Below are 21,377 nucleotides of genomic sequence, written 5' to 3'. Positions count from 1 at the left end.
GTGTTTTTTGTACAGAAGGTGGGCTGAGCTAACTGATAACCTAATCAGTTAGCTCATTATACTGATAGTTAACTGTGCTCTGACTGAATAGCTGTAATTGCAATAGTGTAAACAATATCGTCGACTAGAGCGCCTCGAGACAAGTCATTCACAGGTTTGCGAATACCTTGTAGCATAGGTCCTATACTGATAACGTCAGCACTTCTTTGTACAGCTTTATAGGTTGTATTACCTGTATTTAAGTCAGGGAAAATAAAGACAGTGGCACGGCCTGCAACCTTACTATTCGGTGCTTTTTGCTTGGCAACTTCTTCCATAATTGCCGCATCGTATTGCAGCGGACCATCAATGAGTAAGTCAGGTCGTTTAGCTTGAGCCATTTCTGTGGCTAATTTCACTTTTTCAACATCGTTACCTGCGCCAGAGCCGCCTGTGCTGTAGCTTATCATGGCAACACGTGCGGGAATGCCAAAGGCAATCGCTGAGTCTGCACTCTCAATTGCTATTTCAGCAAGTTGCTCAGCACTAGGGTCTGGGTTGATAGCACAATCACCGTACACCAAAACTTGGTCCGGTAAGCACATGAAAAAGACCGAAGACACTAAAGATGAGTTTGACGAGGTTTTTACTAACTGTAATGCAGGGCGAATGGTGTTCGCTGTAGTATGAATTGCACCTGAAACTAGCCCATCTACATCTCCAGTTTCTAGCATCATAGTGCCTAAGGTAACGTTATCTTCTAATTGCTCACGTGCAACTATGTCTGTTAGGCCTTTATGTTTTCTGATCTCAACCATAGGGGCGATATAGCGATCACGAATGGAGCTAGGGTTCAAAATTTCAACATCAGGATGCAGTACAATGCCATTATTATGGGCAATACGCATAATCTGAGATTCGTCACCTAATAATATACAGCGTGCAATTCCTCGTTCAGTACATATTGAAGCTGCTTCAATTGTGCGCACTTCTTCACCTTCAGGTAGCACTACGCACTTTTTCAGTGCTCTTGCCTGTTCGATAAGTTTATATCTAAAGGCTGGTGGAGAAAGCTTTCTTTCATCCTGATTCAGGGCAAAAGAACTTATCCATTCATGATCAATGCAGCGAGCCATATGCTCTTTTACGAGGGAAATACGCTGCTTATCATCAAGAGGAATTTCCTGATTAAAGGATTGCATGCCAATTGCTGTGTCCCAGCTGTTGGTATCGACTGAAAGAATTGGGAGCCCTTTAGCCATGGCTTTACCGCAAAGCTTAAGAAGGTCTTCACTGGGCTGATAACTGCCCGTTAATACTAGAGCCGCTATCTTGGTATCGTTCAATGCGGCAATGGCTGTCGCCATTATGATGTCGGTTCTATCTCCAGGGGTGAAAACAAGCACGCCAGGTTTTAGCGCGGGTAGCGTGTTTTCGACACCACGGGCACATAGAGTAAAGGACTGAACACGGCGAGTATCTAATTCGCCCGCGTTAATCACCTTGGCATTTAAAAAATCAGCTACATCTCGTGCTCTTGGGTAGGTCAGCTCTTCAGTTTTTGGTATTTGCCCTAATAAATTGAAGTTGCGCTTAAAAATAGGGCGCTGGGCAAATGAATCGCCATAGGATTTAGCGCCAAGAGAGCCTGGGATGGTTTTGTTGAGTATGCACCCAATAACATCCTCTGCCTTTATGCCACCATAAGATCCAGCTGCAATCTCAACATGGTGTTCAAGCTCATTAACTCGCATATTATTAGGCGCAGTGACAAGCACCAAGGAAGCATCAAGGGTTTTTGCTATGGCTTTGTTTAATCTTGTTGCGTAAGGGTGGCCAGGTATTTGTGCTAGGCCTTCGATAATAACTGTGCTGTCAGCTTCGATGCTTGATTGAAACCTAGCGACCACTTCTTCCATTAACTCTTCAATCTGGTCGTTATATAAAAAGCGTTCGGCTTCATGTAATGGAATGGGGTCTGCAGGTGTCAGGGTTGAGCCTTGTGCAACCATAGCGGTTGACCTGTCGGGCCCAAAATCACCTGGTCTTGGTTGTGCGATTGGTTTGAAGAAGCTCGCCTTGAGGCCCTGTTGTTCAAGTGCTCGTACCAATCCCACTGAAACTGAAGTGAGGCCAACACCCGGGCCTGTTGGTACTGTCATTAGGACATTTGTAGACATGTCTATTTCCAAATTCTAATTATATAAGGTGGTCGTATAAGGTTAACGGCCTAAGCTTGAATTAAATGAATGGTATCTAGCGCAATCATTAATTCTTCATTTGTTGGTATGACCCAAACAGTTTTATTATTTTCTGTTTTAGAAATCTTCTGTATCTGCTTTCTTGGTAAATCAATATTAGTTTGTCTATCAATTTCTATGCCAAACAAGCTCAGGCTCTGGCAGACGTTCTGACGAACATAAACAGAGTTTTCACCAATACCACCTGTAAAAACTAAATGGTCGAATGAATTTAAAGAAGTGGCTAAAGCAGCAATGCTTTTTGCTGTGCGAACACAAAACATGTCTAGGGCTAGTTTGGCTCTTTCATCACCTGCTTTCATTGCTTCTTCTAAAGTGCGGCAATCATTTGAAAGCTCTGAAATCCCTAACAAACCACTTTCTTTATTTAGCACCTCTAGGCTTTGCTCTAAGCTTTTCTCTTCTGATTCAGCAATAAAGCTTAATATCATAGGATCTATGCTACCCGAGCGTGTTCCCATCATAAGACCATCTAGAGGAGTCAATCCCATACTTGTATCAACAGACTCTCCATCCTGAATTGCGCAAACACTGGCACCATTACCAAGATGCGCAACTATGACTCCCTGATGTAAAGATTGTGTCTCTACTTGAGCAAGGGTTTGACTGATATAGCGATAACTTGTGCCATGGAAGCCATACTTCCTAAGGGTTAGGTCCCGATAGAAATGCATTGGAATAGGGTAGAGGTATTGCTCTTGCTTTAAAGATTGGTGAAAGGCGGTATCAAAAACGGCAACTTGAGGGAGATGAGAAAATAAGTCTGCACAGGCTTTAATGCCTTTAACATTGGCTGGATTATGTAATGGTGCCAAATTAGAACAGGCTTCGATTGCATTCATTGTCTTTTCATCAATCAGTACAGATTGACTAAAAGATTCCCCACCATGAACAACTCTGTGGCCAATACCTATGAGTTTTTCAGTTATTTGAGGATGTTGGTCGAGCCATGATTTTATACTGGTAAGGGCGTCTTGATGTGAGCCAAGGCGAATTGCTACGGACTCTTTTTCTTGGTTATATTCAAAATCAATTGAAGCTGATTCACTACCTAAGCGCTCCGCAATCCCTTCAAGAATAACCTGCTCCCCTTTTTGCGATAGAACAGCAAATTTTAAGGATGAACTACCACTATTAATAACCAGTATAAAATCATTCATTTTTAGTTTTTAACTACTCTTAATGAAAGGTCAATTGCTTGTAAGTGTTTTGTTAGTGCGCCAACAGAAACAAAATCCACACCTGTATTTGCTACATCTAATAAGTCTTGCTTTGTCATATTACCAGAGGCTTCAAACTTAACTTTATCACCATAGGTAGAAACAGCTTCTTCCATCATCTTTAAAGAGAAGTTATCTAGCATGATAATATCTGCACCCGCTTCTACTGCTTGTTCCACCTCAGCAAGGCTTTCTGTTTCCACTTCAATTGTTTTACCTGGCGCTATTGTTTGTGCCTGCTTTACAGCATTTTCAATAGAACCTGCAGCCATAATATGATTCTCTTTAATTAAGAACGCATCATACAAGCCTACTCTATGGTTTTGTGCGCCGCCTACAGTAACCGCGTATTTTTGAGCTAAGCGCCAGCCAGGGATAGTTTTACGTGTATCCAAAACAGTGAGCTTAGTGCCTGCTACTAGTTGAGCATATTCTCTGGAAACACTTGCTGTGTAAGATAGGCTTTGTAAGAAATTTAATGCGCAACGTTCACCTGTTAAAATACTGCGGGCATTACCTGAGAGTGAGAAGATTTTTTGATTGGCGCTAAGTTGTTCGCCTTCTTCGGCAAACCAGCTAATTTCAACACTCTGATCAAGTTGCTTGAATACCTCTTCAACCCAAGCTTTTCCGCATAAAATAGCATTTTCACGAGTAATTACATTCGCTTTAATGTTTTCATCAGATGGAATGAGTTGAGCAGTAATATCACCAGAGCCAATGTCTTCAGCGAGTGCTTGGCTAACTTGAGATGTTATTTGATGCTGAAGTTGGGCATCGTTCGGTGTCATGCTGTGTCCTGTATGTACAAATTTAAAAGAGGCTTATTGTAACGGGTATTGCTTATCTCGTCAGTGCTAAGCTAAGGGTTTTTATTTTCTTATTTGTATGTAAGTCAAATACTAGGGAACCTTCGAATAAGTCCTCCCGCCTCAGCGTGTGGATAAAAGTCCCTAGATTTAAGTCGTTTAGTAAACTGGAAGCTTATCAAGCTAGGTGAATCGACAATTTAATCTCTTTAAGAAAGTAATTGCCATTAGATTGAAAATGCTTGCTGCTTTTCAAAAGGGCGCAGGTTACACTCAAAGTTGATCATCGTTTCATTACCCTGAATAAGGTGATCATCTTTATAAGATATTAGCGTTAGACTTTACTACCCAAAAGATAGCGTTAAGCACTCATAAAGTAGCCAAAAGCTACATAAAAATAAACGCGCAAAACGCGAGAGGTGTTCTATGCATTCAGTTTTATCTCAAGAAATTCCCTCATTCGAGCCTCATTTGGATAACAGTTCATTTCGTATTGTGAAATTAGATGTGAGTGATCATATCGATTTTGATCATCATGAAGCTGTGTATCGTTGCCAAGATGATGAATCTGGTTTAATCGCTTTTATTGGCATTCATAATCGAAACCGTGGACCTGCTGTTGGCGGTTGTCGCATGTGGAATTACCAATCAGAAGCCGATGCGATTACCGACGTTCTTCGTTTATCTAAAGGCATGACCTATAAGAATTCTGTTTCATCTTTAGCCTTTGGTGGTGGTAAAGCCGTAATTTATGGAGTGCCAACTGCAAACAAACGAGAATCTGTTTTGGAAGCGTTTGGGCGCTTTGTAAATGCTCTCGAAGGCCGTTATTACACAGCTGAAGACGTAGGCATTTCGCCTAAAGACATGTCGATTGTGAAGCGAAATACAAATTTTGTGTATGGTTTATCAGAAATAAGTGGCGATCCTTCACCTTTTACCGCCTTTGGTGTTTACCAAGGAATCAAAGCCGCCTGTGAAAAAAAATATGGATCAGATTCTCTTCAAGGGAAACGTGTTCTAGTGCAGGGAATTGGGCATGTTGGCTATTATCTTTGTGAATATTTGCATCAAGATGGCGCCCAATTATTGGTTTGTGATTTAAATGAAAAAGCCTGTGAAAAAGCAAAAAATGACTTCGATGCAGAGATTGTTTTTTCAGATCAGTTATTTGGACTTGCAATAGACATCTATGCGCCATGCGCTTTAGGTGGTACTCTTAGCGCCGAATTTGTAAACCAGTTCACAGGGGATATCGTTTCTGGTGCTGCTAATAACCAATTAGTAACGCCAGCTATTGGTGATTTGATACATGAAAAAGGGGTGTTATATGCACCTGATTATGTCATCAACGCCGGTGGAATAATTAACATATCCTTTGAGCCTGATTATTCTTCAGTCGCTGCAAAACAGCGTGTTGCAAAAATCAGGACTACACTTCGAGATCTTTTTGAAAGATCCGAATCGGAAAACGTTCCGACCTATAGGGTGGCTGATGAAATGGCGTTGGAAAACTTAAAACAATAATAATTTCGACCCCAATCATGCTAAACACAAGTCCATTATTTTTAATAGACTAGTGTTTAGCATGAGCGTTAGCTGGTTCCATACTTATCCTAGTGTGGCTCCAACGGTTCGTTTAAAAGGCACTTCGGTTGAAAACAATCAAACTCAACGGTTGCGCCAAGATCTGTTCTAATAGCGGGGGGTTATTAATACTATGACTGAGCAGCATATTCTCAATGATATCGATCCAATTGAAACCAAAGAATGGATAGATGCACTTGAGTCTGTTCTTCGTGAAGAAGGACCGGAACGTGTACAATACATTTTAGACCAACTAAATAAAGAAGCGACTAAAGCCGGCGCACCTATGCCTGCTTCAATCACGACATCTTACCGTAACACTATCTCACCTCAAGATGAGAAGCCGTTACCAGGTGATTTGTTTATGGAGCGTCGCATTCGTTCCATTATTCGTTGGAACGCTTTAGCTATGGTAATGAAGGCAAACCGAGTCGATTCGACACTTGGTGGTCACATTACAAGTTTCTCATCAGCTGCAACCTTATATGACATAGGTTTTAACCACTTCTTCCGTGGTGGCGATGGCAAACAAGAAGCTGATATGGTTTTCTTCCAAGGCCATATATCCCCAGGTATTTATGCGCGTTCATACATCGAAGGTCGTTTGACTGATGAGCAGCTAGATAACTACCGTCGTGAAGTTGACGGAAAGGGTCTTTCTTCTTACCCACACCCTTGGTTGATGCCTGATTACTGGCAGTTCCCAACGGTTTCTATGGGTCTAGGTCCACACCAGGCAATTTACCAAGCGCACGTACTTAAATATCAACAAAGTCGTGGTTTGATTGACCATGGTGACCGTAAAGTTTGGGCATTTTTAGGTGATGGTGAGTGTGACGAGCCAGAATCTTTAGGTGCAATAGCACTTGCTGGCCGTGAAAAGCTGGACAACTTGATTTTCGTTATCAACTGTAACCTACAGCGTCTAGATGGCCCTGTTCGTGGTAACGGCAAAATTGTTCAAGAGCTTGAAGGTGTCTTTAGAGGCGCAGGCTGGAATGTTGTTAAATGTCTATGGGGTCGTCATTGGGATCCTTTATTCGAAAAAGATACAAAAGGTTTGTTAGCGAAGCGTATGGACGAAGTCTGTGATGGCGAGCTACAAAACTACAAGGCAAATGGTGGCGCTTATACGCGTGAGCACTTCTTTGGCAAATATCCAGAGTTACTGGAAATGGTCAAAGACATGTCTGACGATGACATCATGAACCTAAACCGTGGTGGTCATGACCCTTACAAAGTGTATGCAGCTTATGCAGAAGCAACTAAGAGTGATGGTCGTCCAACAGTAGTACTTGCTCAAACCGTTAAAGGTTATGGCATGTTTAAAGCTGCTGAAGCACAAAATACAGCTCACCAAACTAAGAAGTTGGATGAAGAATCATTGGCAATGTTCCGTGATAAATTCGGTATTCCAATTAGTGATGAAGAGCTTAAAGATCTACCTTACTACCGTCCAGCTGAAGACAGCCCAGAGATGAAATATCTTCGTGCTCGTCGTTCTGAGTTGCATGGTGCTTTCCCTGCGCGTCGTAAAGCCAGTGAAGCATTAGAAGTACCTTCTTTAGAAGCATTTAAAGCACAAATCCAAAATACAAAAGGTCGTGAAATTTCATCGACTATGGCATTTGTTCGTGTCTTAAACACATTAGTGAAAGACAAGAAAATTGGCCATCGTGTTGTGCCGATTGTTGCCGATGAAGCACGTACTTTTGGTATGGAAGGTATGTTCCGTCAATTGGGTATTTACTCAGCTGAAGGTCAGCGTTATACGCCACATGATCACACTCAGATCATGTACTACAAAGAAGACCAAAAAGGTCAAATCCTACAAGAAGGGATTAACGAAGCCGGCGCTATGTCTGCTTGGTTGGCGTGTGCGACATCATACAGCAACAGTAATTATCCAATGATTCCTGTTTACATCTACTACTCTATGTTCGGTTTCCAACGTGTTGGTGATCTTGCATATGCAGCAGGTGATTCCCGTGCACGTGGTTTCCTAATTGGTGCTACAGCAGGCCGTACAACACTTAACGGTGAAGGTCTACAGCACGAAGATGGTCATTCACATCTATTGGCAGGTACGATTCCTAACTGTGTATCTTATGATCCAACATACTCTTATGAAGTTGCTGTGATCGTACAAGACGGCATGCGTCGTATGTATCAAGAGCAAGAAAGTGTTTTCTATTACCTAACCGTAATGAATGAAAACTATGCTCATGAAGATATGCCTGAAGGTGCTGAAGAAGGCATCATCAAAGGTATGTACAAGCTTAAAGAGCACACTAAGAAGTCTAATAAGAAACAAGTTCAACTATTAGGTTCTGGTGTTATCTTGCGCGAAGTGGAAGCCGCTGCTGAAATGCTTTTCAATGATTATGGCATTAACTCTAATGTTTGGAGTGTGACATCTTTCAATGAATTGCGTCGTGACGGTCTTGATGTTGAGCGTTGGAACCTATTGCACCCAGAAGCAGAGCCACGTGCTAACTACGTGTCTGATTGCCTAAACGGTGCAGGTCCAGTTATTGCGTCTACTGACCACGTTAAATTGTTTGCAGATCAAATTCGTCCGTTCATCGATAGCACATACAATGTGTTGGGAACCGATGGTTTTGGTCGTAGTGATACTCGTGCGAAATTGCGTCACTTCTTCGAAATCAACCGCTATTGGGTGGTTGTTGCGTCTCTTAAAGCTTTGGCTGACGATGGAGAAATTGAGGCATCAGTGGTTCAAGAAGCGATTGTTAAGTTTGGTTTAGACTCAGAAAAACCAAACCCAGCAACTTGCTAATTACCATTTAAATCTGTGCCTGATCTAGGATTAATCTGGATCAGGCTATTTATATTTTTGATGCGTCTTAATGACAAAGGAGATTTCCGTGAGTACAGAGATCATTCATGTACCGGATATTGGCGGTGCAGCCGATGTTGAAGTGATCGAGATTAATGTCCAAGTTGGTGACATGATCGAAATCGATCAGGCAATTATTGTATTAGAAACTGATAAAGCCTCTATGGAAGTACCAGCTTCTGTAGCGGGTAAAGTGACTAGCATTGCTATCGCAGAAGGTGCGACAGTAAATGAAGGTGACGTAATTCTTGAAGTTGAAGTTGCTGGCGCTACTGCAGCACCAGAAGCACCTGCTGTTGCACCTGCACCAGTAGAGCAAGCAGCACCTGTTGTTGCGGCTCCAGCTACTGCGCCAAGTGTTGCTGCTGAAATCGCTGTTGCTGTACCTGATATTGGTGGTGCGACAGATGTTGAAGTTATTGAAGTTTGCGTAAGCGTTGGTGATGAAATTGGTGAAGGTGACTCAATTGTTGTCCTAGAAACTGATAAAGCATCAATGGATATTCCTGCTCCAGCGGCTGGTAAAGTGGTTAGCATTTCAATCAATGTTGGCGATACAGTGTCAGAGGGCGGTGCTATTTTAGTGCTTGCTTCTGAAGTAGCTGCGCCTGCTGTTGAAGCGGCACCTGCGGCTCCTGAAGCGCCTGTTGCTGCAGCACCTGCTCCAGTAGCTGCGCCTGTTGTTACGGCTGGTGGTGTTGAAGGTGTTACTGTACCTGATATCGGTGGTGCTGAAGGTGTTGAAATTATTGAAATTTCAGTAGCTGTTGGCGATAAAATTGAAGAAGGTGATTCCATTCTTGTACTAGAAACAGACAAGGCTTCAATGGAAATTCCTGCACCAAGTGCTGGTACAGTTAAAGTAATTAAAGTAAGTGTGGGTGATAAGGTTTCTGAAGGTGATCAACTATTAGATCTTGAAGTAGAAGGATCAGTTGTTGCTGCACCAGCACCTGTTGCTGCGCCTGCTCAAGCAGCGACTGCACCAGCGACACCTGCTGCTGCACCAGCAAAAACGGCTCCTGCTGTTGATACTGCTGCTGTTCTAGCGACACCATCTAAGAATGTTCATGCAGGTCCTGCTGTTCGCATGCTAGCGCGTGAATTAGGTGTTGATTTATCTCTTGTTCGTGCAACTGGCCCACGTGGTCGAATCACGAAAGAAGACTTAAATGCTTATGTGAAAGCAGCGGTACAAAAAGCAGTTTCTGCTCCAGCGGCAACTTCTGCAACAGCGGTTGCAGGTGCGGGTATCCCACAAGTACCTGATGTTGACTTCAGCCAATTTGGTGAAGTTGAAATTGTGAAGATGAGCAAGATTCAAAAAATCACAGCTCAAAACATGTCACGCAACTGGTTAAACGTGCCTCATGTAACACAGTTTGATAAAGCAGACATCACAGAACTTGAAGCTTTCCGTAAAGGCCTTAAAGGGGAAATGGAGAAACAAGGTGTTAAACTAACACCACTACCATTCCTGATTAAAGCTGCGGCACAAGCCTTGGTTGAAAATCCAGCATTTAATGTTTCTATGCGTGCAGATGGCGAAAGCTATGTACAAAAAAGCTATGTAAATATTGGTATCGCGGTTGATTCTCCAATCGGCCTTGTGGTTCCTGTTTTACGTGATGCAGATAAGAAATCAGTTGTTCAAATTGCTAAAGAAGCAAATGTACTGATCAAGAAAGCCCTAGATAAGAAACTACTTCCAGCAGACATGCAGGGTGGTTGTTTCACTATTTCTAGCCTAGGTGCAATTGGTGGTACAGGCTTTACACCTATCGTAAACTGCCCAGAAGTAGGTATCTTAGGTGTTTCTAAAGCTGATGTTGAGCCGCGTTGGAATGGTAAAGAGTTTGAACCTCGTACCATGTTGCCACTATGTCTATCTTATGATCATAGAGCTGTAAACGGCGGTGATGCTGGTCGCTTCATGACTTATTTAAATTCAGTGCTAAGCGACTTACGTCGTATGGTGCTTTAATTTAGTTTATCTAAGTTTAGTGATTCGGTTAGTCATTTTTAATGGCTAACAAAAAAACCGCACTTAATTTAAGTGCGGTTTTTTTTGTTCTGATTTTTGCGCTTCTTTCGTTAATTAGTGCTCGGGCTCAGCAATTTTTAATAACTGCTTGCCTTGGTTTTTGCCAGTAAAAATGCGCTGGAAAGCCTCAGGCGCATTTTCTAGCCCTTCTTGAATATCTTCTTGAAAGACGAGTTCACCTGTTTGAATCCAACCTAATAAGGCTGAGATAGCTTCGTTTGCTCTAGGTAAAAAGTCTAAAACGATAAAGCCCTGCATAGTGCCTCGTTGCACAATTAAATTACTGGTGTTCTTAAGTGCATAGCTTTGGCCTGAGTTATAACTGGCTATGGCACCACAAAGTACAATACGGGCATTGATGCTGATTCTAGCTAAGACAATATCTAAGGTTTCACCGCCAACATTATCAAAAAACACATCAATACCTTTTGGGCATAATGAGCTTAAAGTCTGGCTAATATTTTCCTCTTTATAGTTAATCGCATGATCAAACCCGGCCGTTTGGGTTAACCAATCACATTTCTCTTTTGAACCTGCAATACCAATCACTTTTGCGCCTTTAAGCTTAGCAACTTGCCCTGCAATTGACCCTGTAGCACCAGCCGCCCCTGAGACTAATACTGTATCTCCCGCTTTAACCTTACCTATTTCTGTCATACCAAAATAGGCGGTAATCCCTGTGACACCTAATACGCTTAAAGGCATGGTTGTGGGGGTGTTGGGCGGAATCTTTCGAGTCTGAATAATGCGTTCTTTGCCATCACTTATCGCATAGTCCTGCCAGCCAAAGCCGCCTAACACCTTATCACCTACTTGATAGTCCTTATGTTTGGACTCAATGACCTCAGAGACAGTCGTGCCACGCATAATCTCGTTAATTTGAATGGCAGACACATAAGAGTCTTTTTCATTCATCCAAACTCTTAAGGTAGGGTCAAAAGAAAGGTACAAATTACGGACAAGAAACTCACCATCCACTATCTCTCTGAGTTTACTTTGGTCAAACTCAAAGTGTTCTCTACCAACTAAGTCTGTTGGGCGTTTACTCATACGCCATTGACGGTTTAGTGTCATACGAATACTCCTTTAAAAATTTTGAGTTATCTAAACAGCAGTCATGCCGCCATCAACAACCAGTTCCTGACCTGTCATGTAAGAGTTGTTTTTATCACAGGCAAATAACATGACTTTTGCAACCTCATTTGGTTGAGCAACACGTCTTAAAGCGGATGCTTTACCGTATTTAGCCAGTACTTCTTCTGGGTTATCTAAGGTTTTAAGATGTTGTTCAACCATGTCTGTCATTGTGATGTATGGGCAAACACTGTTTACACGAATACCTGCTCGACCATACTCATGGGCAGCTGATTTACTTAAGCCGATAATCGCGTGTTTACTTGCCGCATAAGCTGACATAAAAGGAGCACCTGAGATACCAGCAACCGATGACATGTTACAAATTGCGCCACCGCCTTGTTTGATCATATGGGGAATCTGATATTTCATGCATAGGTAAACACCTTTAACATTGATATCCATGACACGCTCAAAATCGCGAGTATCCATATCAGCGAGTGGGCTGTGTTTAGGGTCAATGCCAGCATTATTAATGGCGACATCTATATGTCCAAAATGAGCAGCAGTGTTATCGATAAAAGATTGAACCTCTTGCTCTTTACTCACATCACAAGGCTGGCTAAATACCTCAATACCTTGTTCAGCAAGTTCAGTACTTAAATCGTTTAACGCAGCGATATTAATGTCACATAGGGCGAGCTTTGCCCCTTTTTGAGCAAATTGCTTAGCGGCTTCCTTACCTAAACCACCGCTAGCACCTGTGATAATAACCACCTGATCTTTAAAGTTTTCCATGACACCTTTTCCTTATTATTGTTAGATGTAATTCAGCAAAGTGATTAATAAAATTGGAGGTATTTCCTTCAGTTTTTATTTTCTAGTTAGAGCGTGAGCCCACCATCAACCACTATGCACTCACCATTGGTGTAACTGCTTGCATCAGATACTAGGTATAAAACTGTCCCTGCCATTTCTTTTGGTTCAGCATGACGGCCCATAGGTATTCCTTGAACCACACTTTTATAAATATCTTCATTGGTAAAAAGTGCGCCAGCGAATTTTGTTTTAGTGAGACCGGGGAGTAGGGCGTTGCAGCGTATGCCAAATTGCGCACACTCCTTGGCAAAGGCTTTGGTCATGTTAATAACAGCAGCTTTGGTGATTGAGTAAATCGCTTGACCAGGTCCTGGATGAACGCCATTTACTGAGGCGGTATTTACTATGGCCCCGCCCCCGTTTTTACGCATCAGCTTGCCCGCTTCAATCGACATGAAAAAGTAACCACGAATATTTACATCAACCGTTTTGTTATAGGCAGCAATGTCTGTGTCCAAAATATGGCCAAAATAAGGATTGGTGGCAGCATTGTTAATGAGAATATCGAGTGTTTGATGCTTAGATTTCACATGTTCAAAAAGAGCGCTGATATCTTCCATGTTGCCCACATTGCAAGCAAAGGCTTCTGCGCTACCGCCAGTACTCAATATCTCATCAGTGATGGCAAGACAGCCCTCTAGCTTACGACTAGAGACAATTACATGAGCACCTTGCTCTGCTAGCAACTTAGCTATCTCTTCACCTATGCCTCGGCTTGCTCCTGTGACTAATGCTACCTTGCCGGTTAAATCAAATAATTGGGTTGTCATATCCTCTCCTTCTGATGTCGTCTTTTTTCTTGCTAAGGGTTTAAGCTAGGGGTTTAAGTTATGGCGTTAAAATCAGTTTGCCGATTGATTGGCGATTGAATACTTTAGTGAGTGCCTCTGGTGCTTGGGATAGGGGGAAAACTTGGTCAATGACCACTTTGACTTGGCCTTGCCCGTACCAAGCTAGCAGTTCCTGCATATTGACCATGAAATTGGCTGGCTCTTTTTGGGCGAAGCTGCCCCAAAACACGCCTATTACTGAGAAACCTTTAACAAGGGCCAAATTAACGGGGAATTCGGGAATCGAGCCGGACGCAAAGCCGATAACAAGTAAACGGCCATTCCATGCCATGCTTCGAGCACAAACATTAAAAAGGTCACCACCGACAACCTCATAAATCACATCCACGCCTTTATTTGCAGTTAGGGCTTTAATTTTATCTTTAAGGTCTGGGTCGTTGCTTAGTAAGAGTTCATCTGCCCCTTGCTCTTTAGCGGCTAACAGTTTTTCTTGGGTTGAACAAAGTGCAATGACTTTGGCGCCCATGGCTTTACCTATCTGAACAGCAGCCAAACCAGTGCCACCAGATGCGCCAGTAACCAGAAGTGTTTCACCTTTTTTAAGCTTTGCTCTTTGCTTTAGTGCATGGTGCGCTGTAGCGTGAGCTGTAATTAACCCTGCTCCTTGCTCAAAGCTGATAGTGTCAGGCAAAGGCAAAACCATACGCGAGTTTATGGCTACTTTCTCCGCATAACCGCCAGTCATGGTGAGCCCAATCACCCTTTGCCCCAACTTAAGGTGTTTCACCTTAGTGCCCAATTGGCTAATAGTACCGGTTACCTCACTGCCAGGAGAAAAAGGGTGCTCAGGTTTAAGTTGATATAAACCCTGAACGAGAAGGCCATCAGGGAAGTTAATACCACATGCTGCAACATCAATAATTATCTCGTGCTCATTTGGAGTCGGGTCTGGGACCTCTTCATATGAGAGGGAATCGATTGGTGCAAATTCGTGACACATAATGGCTTTCATACTAGGGCTCCTGATGTTTCTTCTTGTTTTGAGCTAGGGAGAGGAATTTCATTTTTAATAATGCCAAGGGCTAGGAGAGCGAGTGGCTCAACCATAGCGCCAACTTTGCTGGCCTGTTTACTCGATGCATTACCAGAAAGGGCACGTTTAGCCACGCCTTGCGCAATCGCAGCAAGGCGGAAAAAGCTAAAGCAAAGATAGAAGTGCCAGTTATCAATCTGTTCTATGCCCATTCGTTGGCAATAAAGGGCGACATATTCAGCTTCGCTTGGAATACCAAGCGTTTTTGCATCTAAACCCATAAGGCCAGAAATGGCATTTTTATCCGGGTTAATAGGTAGCCTTAATTGCATACATTGATAAGCAAGGTCAGCGTAAGGGTGACCTAACGTAGAAAGTTCCCAATCTAAAATGGCTTTTATACTTCTGTCTTCTGGGTTAAATATCAGGTTGTCTAACCTGAAATCCCCATGACATAGGGCAATGCGACCATCATCTTCTGGTAAGTTTTCTTCCAACCAAGTAATGAGGGTATTCATCGCTTTAATTGGCTTTATTTCACTTGCTTGATATTGGCTTTTCCAACGACTTAGCTGTCTTTCAAAATAATTACCTGGCTTGCCATAATCACTTAATCCCGCACTGTGTACGTCTACCTTATGTAGTTTGGTGAGAGCGAGGTTCATCGCGTCATACATGGCACTTCGATCGGCTTTTTTAGCTATTTCGGGTAAGGCTGCGTCCCAGTAAATATTGCCTTCACAGTAATCCATGAGATAAAACATACTGCCTATGATGTCTTTATCTAAACAAAGGTGGAGCGCTTTAGGGACAGGCACTTCTGAACCCTCTAATGCGGTTAAAACACGGAACTCTCTATCAACAGCATGGGCTGACTTTAACAGGGTGCCAAAGGGTTGGCGTCTTAACACATAGGTGCCTGAATGGGCGCTAATCTTATAGGTAGGGTTAGATTGGCCCCCTTCAAACTTAGTTAAAGTGATTGGACCTTTGAACCCTGTGACATTTGACTCTAGGTATTGAGTTAAGCTTTTCTCATCTAGATTGTTATCTTGAGCATCATTGTTTGCCATGATTAATCCTTATTCGCTAGGGCTTGTTGAGCAAGGTTACGGCCTAACTGCATCATATGAACTTGATCCGGCCCATCCGCAAGACGTAAGCAGCGTTGACCAGCATACATATGAGCAAGGAAGTGGTCTTGCCCAACACCTGCTGCACCATGTATTTGAATAGCTCTGTCGATAACGGCTAGTGCCATATTAGGAGCAACTATCTTGATCATGGAAATGAGATCTTTTGCTGCTTTGTTGCCTACAGTGTCCATCTTTTGAGCCGCTTTTAACGTCAGTAATCTTACTTGCTCTATTTCACAGGCTGACTTGGCAATGTCTTCACGCACAGACTGTTGCTTGGATAAAGGTTTTCCAAACGCAATACGCTCATTGGCTCTTTCACACATAAGGTCTAATGCTCTTTGTGCCGCGCCAACAGAGCGCATGCAATGATGAATTCGACCTGGCCCTAGTCGACCTTGAGCGATTTCAAAACCACGACCTTCCCCTAAAATAAGGTTCTCAACGGGAACGCGTACATTTTTGAAGATAATTTCAGCATGACCCTCTGGCGCATCGTCGTAACCAAAGACCTTCATGGGTCTTACGATAGTGACGCCTGGGGTATTCGTAGGGACCAATATATGGGATTGCTGTTGATGACGGTTAGGGTTATCAGGATTTGTCTTACCCATCACAATTAATAATTCGCAGGAATCACGACAGGCGCCACTGATATAAAACTTGCGACCATTAATTAGATAATCATTACCGTCTCGTAAAATACGGGTTTCGATGTTGGTTGCATCTGAGGAAGCCACATCAGGCTCTGTCATGGCAAAAGCAGAGCGTATTTCACCCGCTAATAAAGGCGCTAGCCATTGTTTTTGCTGAGCCTCATTAGCGTATTTAGCTAATACTTCCATGTTACCTGTATCCGGTGCGGCACAGTTAAATACTTCGGGAGCCCACATGACCTTGCCCATCTCTTCAGCTAAAGGGGCGTATTCTAGGTTGGTTAATCCTGGGCTATGGCTGCCATAACTTAGTGGGAGAAAAAGGTTCCAAAGCCCTTGAGCCTTCGCTTTGCTTTTTAGTTCTTGCAGAATGTTGGGCGTTTGCCATGGGTTTTCAGCCACTTCCTGATGAAAGCGAGCATCATTAGGGTAGATATGCTCATCCATAAAGTCTTTTACTTCTTGTATGAGGGTTTGAACTTTAGGGCTGTATTCAAAATCCATGGTCATCTCCTTTTTGAAAATTAAGCAAACTAACTGAAACTACGTAAGCTATGGGTATCGGGGGATTGCAAGTGAGGTAAATGGTTAAAATTATCTAAATAAATCTTGTCTTGTTGGCAGACACACTGAGTGATAGCGGTATTTTGAATGCTTAAATTGAGCTCAATGCAATTGCTTGCAGGTATGTTTAATATTTGGCTTACGACCTGAGCAATCGGGCCGCCAGAGGTGAAAATCAGCGAATCTTTTTGCTGAAAATCTGATTGGAGTTTTATTAATCCGTTTTTGACTCTGTGTTGAAACTGACTCCAAGATTCTTCTAGCGCTTTACTGTTAGCTTCATCATTAATAAGTGTGTCTTGACTCCAGCTTAGAAGGCTTGCTTTTAGCAAGTGAAAAAGCGCCTTATCTGAATACTTATCTTTTTGTTTATCAGGGTGCTGGTTAAGGTAAGCCTTAATGATGGCTTCAAAATTAAACTCATTAAATTCTTTCATTATGGTGAAACTAGATGTGTCAATTTGAGATTGATATCCAGATAAAAAGGCATGAGCCGTTTGTTTATGGCGTACTTGGCTACCGCAAATTACCTGATCAAAATGTATCTCATGAGTCTTAAAGTACTCACCTAATAGGCGTGCTTGAGTCATGCCCAGTTCAGATAGCTGGTCATAATTCTTTGACCCTAAACTGGCTTGTCCATGACGGATGAAATACCAACGTCCCATTCCTTTATCCTTATCTTCCCACGAAAATTTAATAGGTTAGAAACGAGCATAAGCGTCTGAGTATTATTTTAAAAATTTATTATATGAATAAAGTAAAATACACAATGGTTATAATGCTGTGGCATTATTCTGTTTAATGAATGCAAAGATATACTCTTTTTCGGGCTAGCTAAGGACATAAAATGCGACTCAATAAAGTGGACTTGAATCTTTTTGTGGTGTTCGATGCCATTTATATGCAAGGGAACTTGACCCGAGCCGCTGAGGTTTTATGTATCACCCAACCAGCAGTAAGTAATGCGTTGGCAAGGTTAAGGTTAATCTATGATGATGCTTTATTTGTAAGGACAGGAAAGGGGATGGTGCCCACACCTTTAGCTGAAAATATTGTTGTCGGTATACAAAGCGCTTTACAACTTATGGCAACAAGCCTGCAAGAAGGCCAGATATTCGACCCTTTTCAATCTGAGAAAACCTTTCGCTTAAGCATGAATGATATGGCCGAAGCCATGATAATGCCCAAGCTTTTAAGCCTTTTACAAGAGTTAGCACCTAAAGCGGGTATTGAGTGCTGTTATGTGCCAAGAGAGGAAATTGAAAGAGAGTTGGCAGCGGGAAGCTTAGACATAGCACTGGATGCACCTTTTGTTGCTGTTGGTCAGATGCAAACTCAAGCACTCCTAAAACAAAGGTATGCTTGTGCCGTTAGGCGAGATCACCCAACAATTGGAGATACCATTAGCTTAGATGAATACCTTGCTTTAGATCACCTGCAGGTATCCTCAAGGCGAAAAGGTCGTGGTTATGAAGATATAGGTCTTAACCGTTTAGGCCGGCAACGAAAAATAAAGATGCGGGTTCAACACTATCAAGTTGCCCCTTTATTGGTTGCGCAAACGGATATGGCGCTGACGGTGCCAATTAGTATGGCGCAAAGCTACGACCTTAAAATTTTAGAGTTGCCTTACTCTTTACCCGCCCTTGATTGGAATATCTATTGGCATAAAAGTGCGGATCAGGACCAAGCAAATCTATGGTTAAGAGAATTAATTTTAGGACTTGAGCTTTAAAGCCAGTAATTAAACAGGCTTTAAAGCTCGTTGAGTTTGTATTGGTAAGACTGTTTATTAGCTAAGTCCATGTATTAGCTAAGCCATTGTATTAGATCGCCACTGCGTTAGCCTGCGGTTAGGTGGTCTAACATGGCTTTAATAGCCTGCATTTGAATCGCCTCTTTTGTGTAGTAGGTATAAGGGGGCCAGCTATTATTGGTATAGCCCCAAAAGTCCCAGCAACCTTTTGGGTTGTAAGGAATGAAAGAAGATTTATCCACCTGAGGAAAGAGCACAATAAGCTGGTTTGTTTCGGCAACGTCCAGATAGCCAGTGCCAGTGACATACTTATCATCTAAGCTTTGCATACCTTGCTCACAGCCATGTAGTGCCACATGTACACGGCACTGGGTAGCATCTTGTTGGCAATCCGTTGGTATATAAACATAAGCCTCTGAGTTCATACTGCTGATATTAAATCGATATTGGGGGACAAAGGGCTTTTGCTCAAATTTAATCAGGTTATCTGTTTTGTAAGGTGTCGACTCATCTAAATCGCCATAAATCTGCTCAAGGAGAATTCTTGCCTGACGATACTGACAGTCATTGATAAAAGGCGTTTGGCTCAATGGACAATCTAAATCAACTTCTTGATTGGTAATAAAAGCATGGCCTGCATCAACTTGGTTGTCATATAAGATCTGTTCGTCAGAGATACCTAATGTTTGATAAAAATCATTAGCGCTGTCTACAACGGGTGTTAGTACAGTTTTGTCTTGTTTGCCAGAAAATAGATAGATTTTGTCATCTAATACATTTTCTAACTTATCTATGCTACCTGCTTCTTCGGCCGCTTTGGCCAGATTGTATATTTCACTCACATCAGGGAAAGGTGCCCCAAGATAAGGGCAGGGTAAGCCTTTTAGGCAGGTGCAGGTGCTTGTTGCTGTGGAAAGCGGATTCGGGTTTAGGGGGTTACTCGCTGCACATTGCCATGGTCCACCTGCGACAGCCGCGACGCCAACCAAGTCTTGTGAGTAGGCAATATGATATTGAGTTGCCATAAAAGCGCCTGAGGATAAGCCTGAAATTGAGCTCTGGTTTTTGATAGCGTTAAGCTTGGGTAACTCGTCGCTGGCAAAGCTCAGTGAGCCTAAGATGAATAGGGTTAAAGCGAGAGAGATCGAAACCAATCGTTTAAACATTGTCATAAACAGTCCTTGTTATCATTCCTATCTGGTTTGGATAATTGTTTGCATCATGCAATATTCGATTTTACTAATGTGACTATAGAAGTGTTTTAAGACATTTTGGTGAAATTATGCGCTATAACCGCTTCGGCTTGCTTGATATCAAGTATTTTCAATGAAACTGGCATTTGGTGTTAAAACTGCTAAAGGGGCTTTTTAAACAGTTAAATTGATAGGAGACGAAAGCCCATGTTGTCAGAGTTAGTGTTACACTTGCCGCGTTTTTAATTGGTTAGTTAGGTAAAGTGAATATCATGAGTTTTACGTCTTTAGGTTTGCATTCTTTATTATTGGAACAGGTTGAATTATTGGGTTATCAAACCCCAACACCCATTCAGCTTGAGGCGATTCCAGCTGTGCTTGCCAATAAAGATGTCATGGCTGGTGCACAAACAGGGACAGGTAAAACAGCGGCTTTTGCACTTCCTCTTTTACATAGATTGTTTGAAACACATCAAATAGAAAACTCTGTGCCTAACAACCAAGTATCAGTATTAGTTCTGACGCCAACTCGAGAACTTGCCCAACAAGTTTATAAAAGTTTTTGTGATTATGGCCAAGCATTACTTTTAAGAAGTGTTGCTGCCTATGGTGGTGCCAGTATCAATCCGCAAATAGACGAGATTAAACAAGGGGTCGATGTGCTTGTAGCAACGCCTGGACGTTTACTTGAACTTGTTATGAAAGACTTGGTTGATGTGAGCCAATTAAAAACCTTGGTGTTAGATGAAGCGGATCGTATGCTGGATATGGGCTTTATCATAGACATTCAACGTATTTTAAAGCGCTTACCTCAGCAAAAGCAGACGCTTTTTTTCTCGGCTACTTTTGATGATGCTATTTTCAAATTAAGCAAAACCTTACTGCAAGATCCTGTATTAATTGAAGTTGATCAAAGAAACACCAGTGCAGAGCAAGTTGAGCAGACTTTCTATACAGTCGATAAAGAGAAAAAAAGTGGCTTAATTTCTTATCTGATCGGTTCAAAGAACTGGCAACAAGTCCTTATCTTTACTCGTACTAAAGAAGGGGCGGATCGTCTTGCAAAAGAAATGAAAAAAGATGGTATCGACACTCAGGCAATTCATGGGGATAAATCTCAAGGTGCGAGAGACAGAGTGCTTGCCGCCTTTAAGGCAGGTGAGTTAAGAGCTTTGGTTGCAACCGATGTGGCTGCCCGTGGATTAGATATTGAAGCTTTATCTTATGTGATAAACCACGAGTTGCCCTATAACGCAGAAGATTATATTCACCGTATTGGTCGAACAGGGCGTGCTGGGCAATCTGGGTTAGCCGTCAGTTTACTGACTGAGAAAGAAAACTATTTATTGAAAGACATAGAAAAGCTTCTGGATACGCCGCTTGCGTCTCAATGGTTCCCAGGTTTTGAACCTGACCTTGATAAGCCTGAATCTAAGTCAAATAAAAGGCCATTATCTAATAAGGAAAAACGTAACCAAGCCTTGGGTATTAAACCTAAAGCTAAAAATAAACGCCCTAGAAGGCGCTAGTTT

16 protein-coding genes are annotated in these 21,377 nt (G+C 42.3%); 5 read left to right on the top strand and 11 right to left on the bottom strand.

Annotation, left to right across the window (positions count from 1 at the left end):
* Positions 1-68: 68 nt before the first annotated feature.
* From pta to nadC, 3 genes are read right to left on the bottom strand one after another with little or no spacing between them, the layout of a single operon-like run.
* A complete protein-coding gene (gene pta, locus TW85_RS14100) occupies positions 69-2,159 on the bottom strand; it encodes a phosphate acetyltransferase (protein WP_046017779.1) in 2,091 nt (696 codons plus the stop codon).
* Positions 2,160-2,209: 50 nt separating this feature from the next.
* Positions 2,210-3,400, bottom strand: a complete 1,191-nt coding sequence (locus tag TW85_RS14095; RefSeq protein ID WP_046017778.1) for an acetate kinase — start codon at positions 3,398-3,400, stop codon at positions 2,210-2,212.
* 2 nt (positions 3,401-3,402) lie between these two features.
* Positions 3,403-4,251 (bottom strand): carboxylating nicotinate-nucleotide diphosphorylase, encoded by an 849-nt coding sequence (nadC, locus tag TW85_RS14090; RefSeq protein WP_046017777.1) that lies wholly within the window; start codon positions 4,249-4,251, stop codon positions 3,403-3,405.
* A 444-nt stretch (positions 4,252-4,695) separates the two neighbouring features.
* Between nadC and TW85_RS14085 the strand changes: the two genes are divergently transcribed.
* The 3 genes from TW85_RS14085 (at position 4,696) to aceF (ending at position 10,700) form a co-directional block, all read left to right on the top strand.
* Entirely contained in the window at positions 4,696-5,796 is a 1,101-nt protein-coding gene (locus tag TW85_RS14085; RefSeq protein WP_082828077.1) for a Glu/Leu/Phe/Val dehydrogenase dimerization domain-containing protein, read from the top strand.
* Positions 5,797-5,989: 193 nt separating this feature from the next.
* Complete coding sequence (gene aceE, locus TW85_RS14080; RefSeq protein WP_046017776.1) at positions 5,990-8,656, top strand: pyruvate dehydrogenase (acetyl-transferring), homodimeric type; 2,667 nt, start codon at positions 5,990-5,992, stop codon at positions 8,654-8,656.
* A gap of 88 nt (positions 8,657-8,744) precedes the next feature.
* Positions 8,745-10,700 carry a pyruvate dehydrogenase complex dihydrolipoyllysine-residue acetyltransferase gene (aceF, locus tag TW85_RS14075; protein WP_046017775.1) on the top strand — a complete coding sequence of 652 codons (1,956 nt, stop codon included), beginning with the start codon at positions 8,745-8,747 and terminating at the stop codon, positions 10,698-10,700.
* Between the two features lie 114 nt (positions 10,701-10,814).
* Here the strand turns inward: aceF and TW85_RS14070 are convergent, their stop codons facing one another.
* The 7 genes from TW85_RS14070 to TW85_RS14040 form a co-directional block, all read right to left on the bottom strand.
* Positions 10,815-11,834, bottom strand: a complete 1,020-nt coding sequence (locus TW85_RS14070; RefSeq protein ID WP_046017774.1) for an NADP-dependent oxidoreductase — start codon at positions 11,832-11,834, stop codon at positions 10,815-10,817.
* 30 nt (positions 11,835-11,864) lie between these two features.
* Positions 11,865-12,632: a glucose 1-dehydrogenase gene (locus TW85_RS14065; protein ID WP_046017773.1), complete on the bottom strand. Its 768-nt coding sequence runs from the start codon at positions 12,630-12,632 to the stop codon at positions 11,865-11,867.
* 86 nt (positions 12,633-12,718) lie between these two features.
* Positions 12,719-13,483 (bottom strand): SDR family oxidoreductase, encoded by a 765-nt coding sequence (locus TW85_RS14060; protein ID WP_046017772.1) that lies wholly within the window; start codon positions 13,481-13,483, stop codon positions 12,719-12,721.
* Between the two features lie 58 nt (positions 13,484-13,541).
* Entirely contained in the window at positions 13,542-14,516 is a 975-nt protein-coding gene (locus TW85_RS14055) for an NADPH:quinone oxidoreductase family protein (RefSeq protein ID WP_046017771.1), read from the bottom strand.
* The gene (locus tag TW85_RS14050; protein WP_046017770.1) at positions 14,513-15,610 is read right to left on the bottom strand and encodes a phosphotransferase; all 1,098 of its coding nucleotides are present in this window, start codon (positions 15,608-15,610) and stop codon (positions 14,513-14,515) included. The genes TW85_RS14055 and TW85_RS14050 overlap by 4 nt, the downstream gene beginning before the upstream one ends.
* A gap of 2 nt (positions 15,611-15,612) precedes the next feature.
* Positions 15,613-16,833 (bottom strand): acyl-CoA dehydrogenase family protein, encoded by a 1,221-nt coding sequence (locus TW85_RS14045; RefSeq protein ID WP_046017769.1) that lies wholly within the window; start codon positions 16,831-16,833, stop codon positions 15,613-15,615.
* A 29-nt stretch (positions 16,834-16,862) separates the two neighbouring features.
* Positions 16,863-17,561 carry a histidine phosphatase family protein gene (locus tag TW85_RS14040; RefSeq protein ID WP_046017768.1) on the bottom strand — a complete coding sequence of 233 codons (699 nt, stop codon included), beginning with the start codon at positions 17,559-17,561 and terminating at the stop codon, positions 16,863-16,865.
* 182 nt (positions 17,562-17,743) lie between these two features.
* Between TW85_RS14040 and TW85_RS14035 the strand changes: the two genes are divergently transcribed.
* A complete protein-coding gene (locus tag TW85_RS14035) occupies positions 17,744-18,631 on the top strand; it encodes a LysR family transcriptional regulator (protein WP_046017767.1) in 888 nt (295 codons plus the stop codon).
* Positions 18,632-18,738: 107 nt separating this feature from the next.
* Here TW85_RS14035 and TW85_RS14030 read toward each other — a convergent pair whose 3' ends face one another.
* A complete protein-coding gene (locus TW85_RS14030) occupies positions 18,739-19,824 on the bottom strand; it encodes a poly(3-hydroxybutyrate) depolymerase (protein ID WP_202904865.1) in 1,086 nt (361 codons plus the stop codon).
* A 293-nt stretch (positions 19,825-20,117) separates the two neighbouring features.
* Between TW85_RS14030 and TW85_RS14025 the strand changes: the two genes are divergently transcribed.
* The gene (locus TW85_RS14025) at positions 20,118-21,374 is read left to right on the top strand and encodes a DEAD/DEAH box helicase (RefSeq protein ID WP_046017766.1); all 1,257 of its coding nucleotides are present in this window, start codon (positions 20,118-20,120) and stop codon (positions 21,372-21,374) included.
* Positions 21,375-21,377: the final 3 nt, after the last annotated feature.

Origin of the sequence: Marinomonas sp. S3726 (assembly GCF_000967665.1) — a bacterium.
In the GTDB taxonomy this organism is placed as follows: Bacteria; Pseudomonadota; Gammaproteobacteria; order Pseudomonadales; family Marinomonadaceae; genus Marinomonas.
This window is presented reverse-complemented; position numbering and strand designations above follow the sequence as displayed.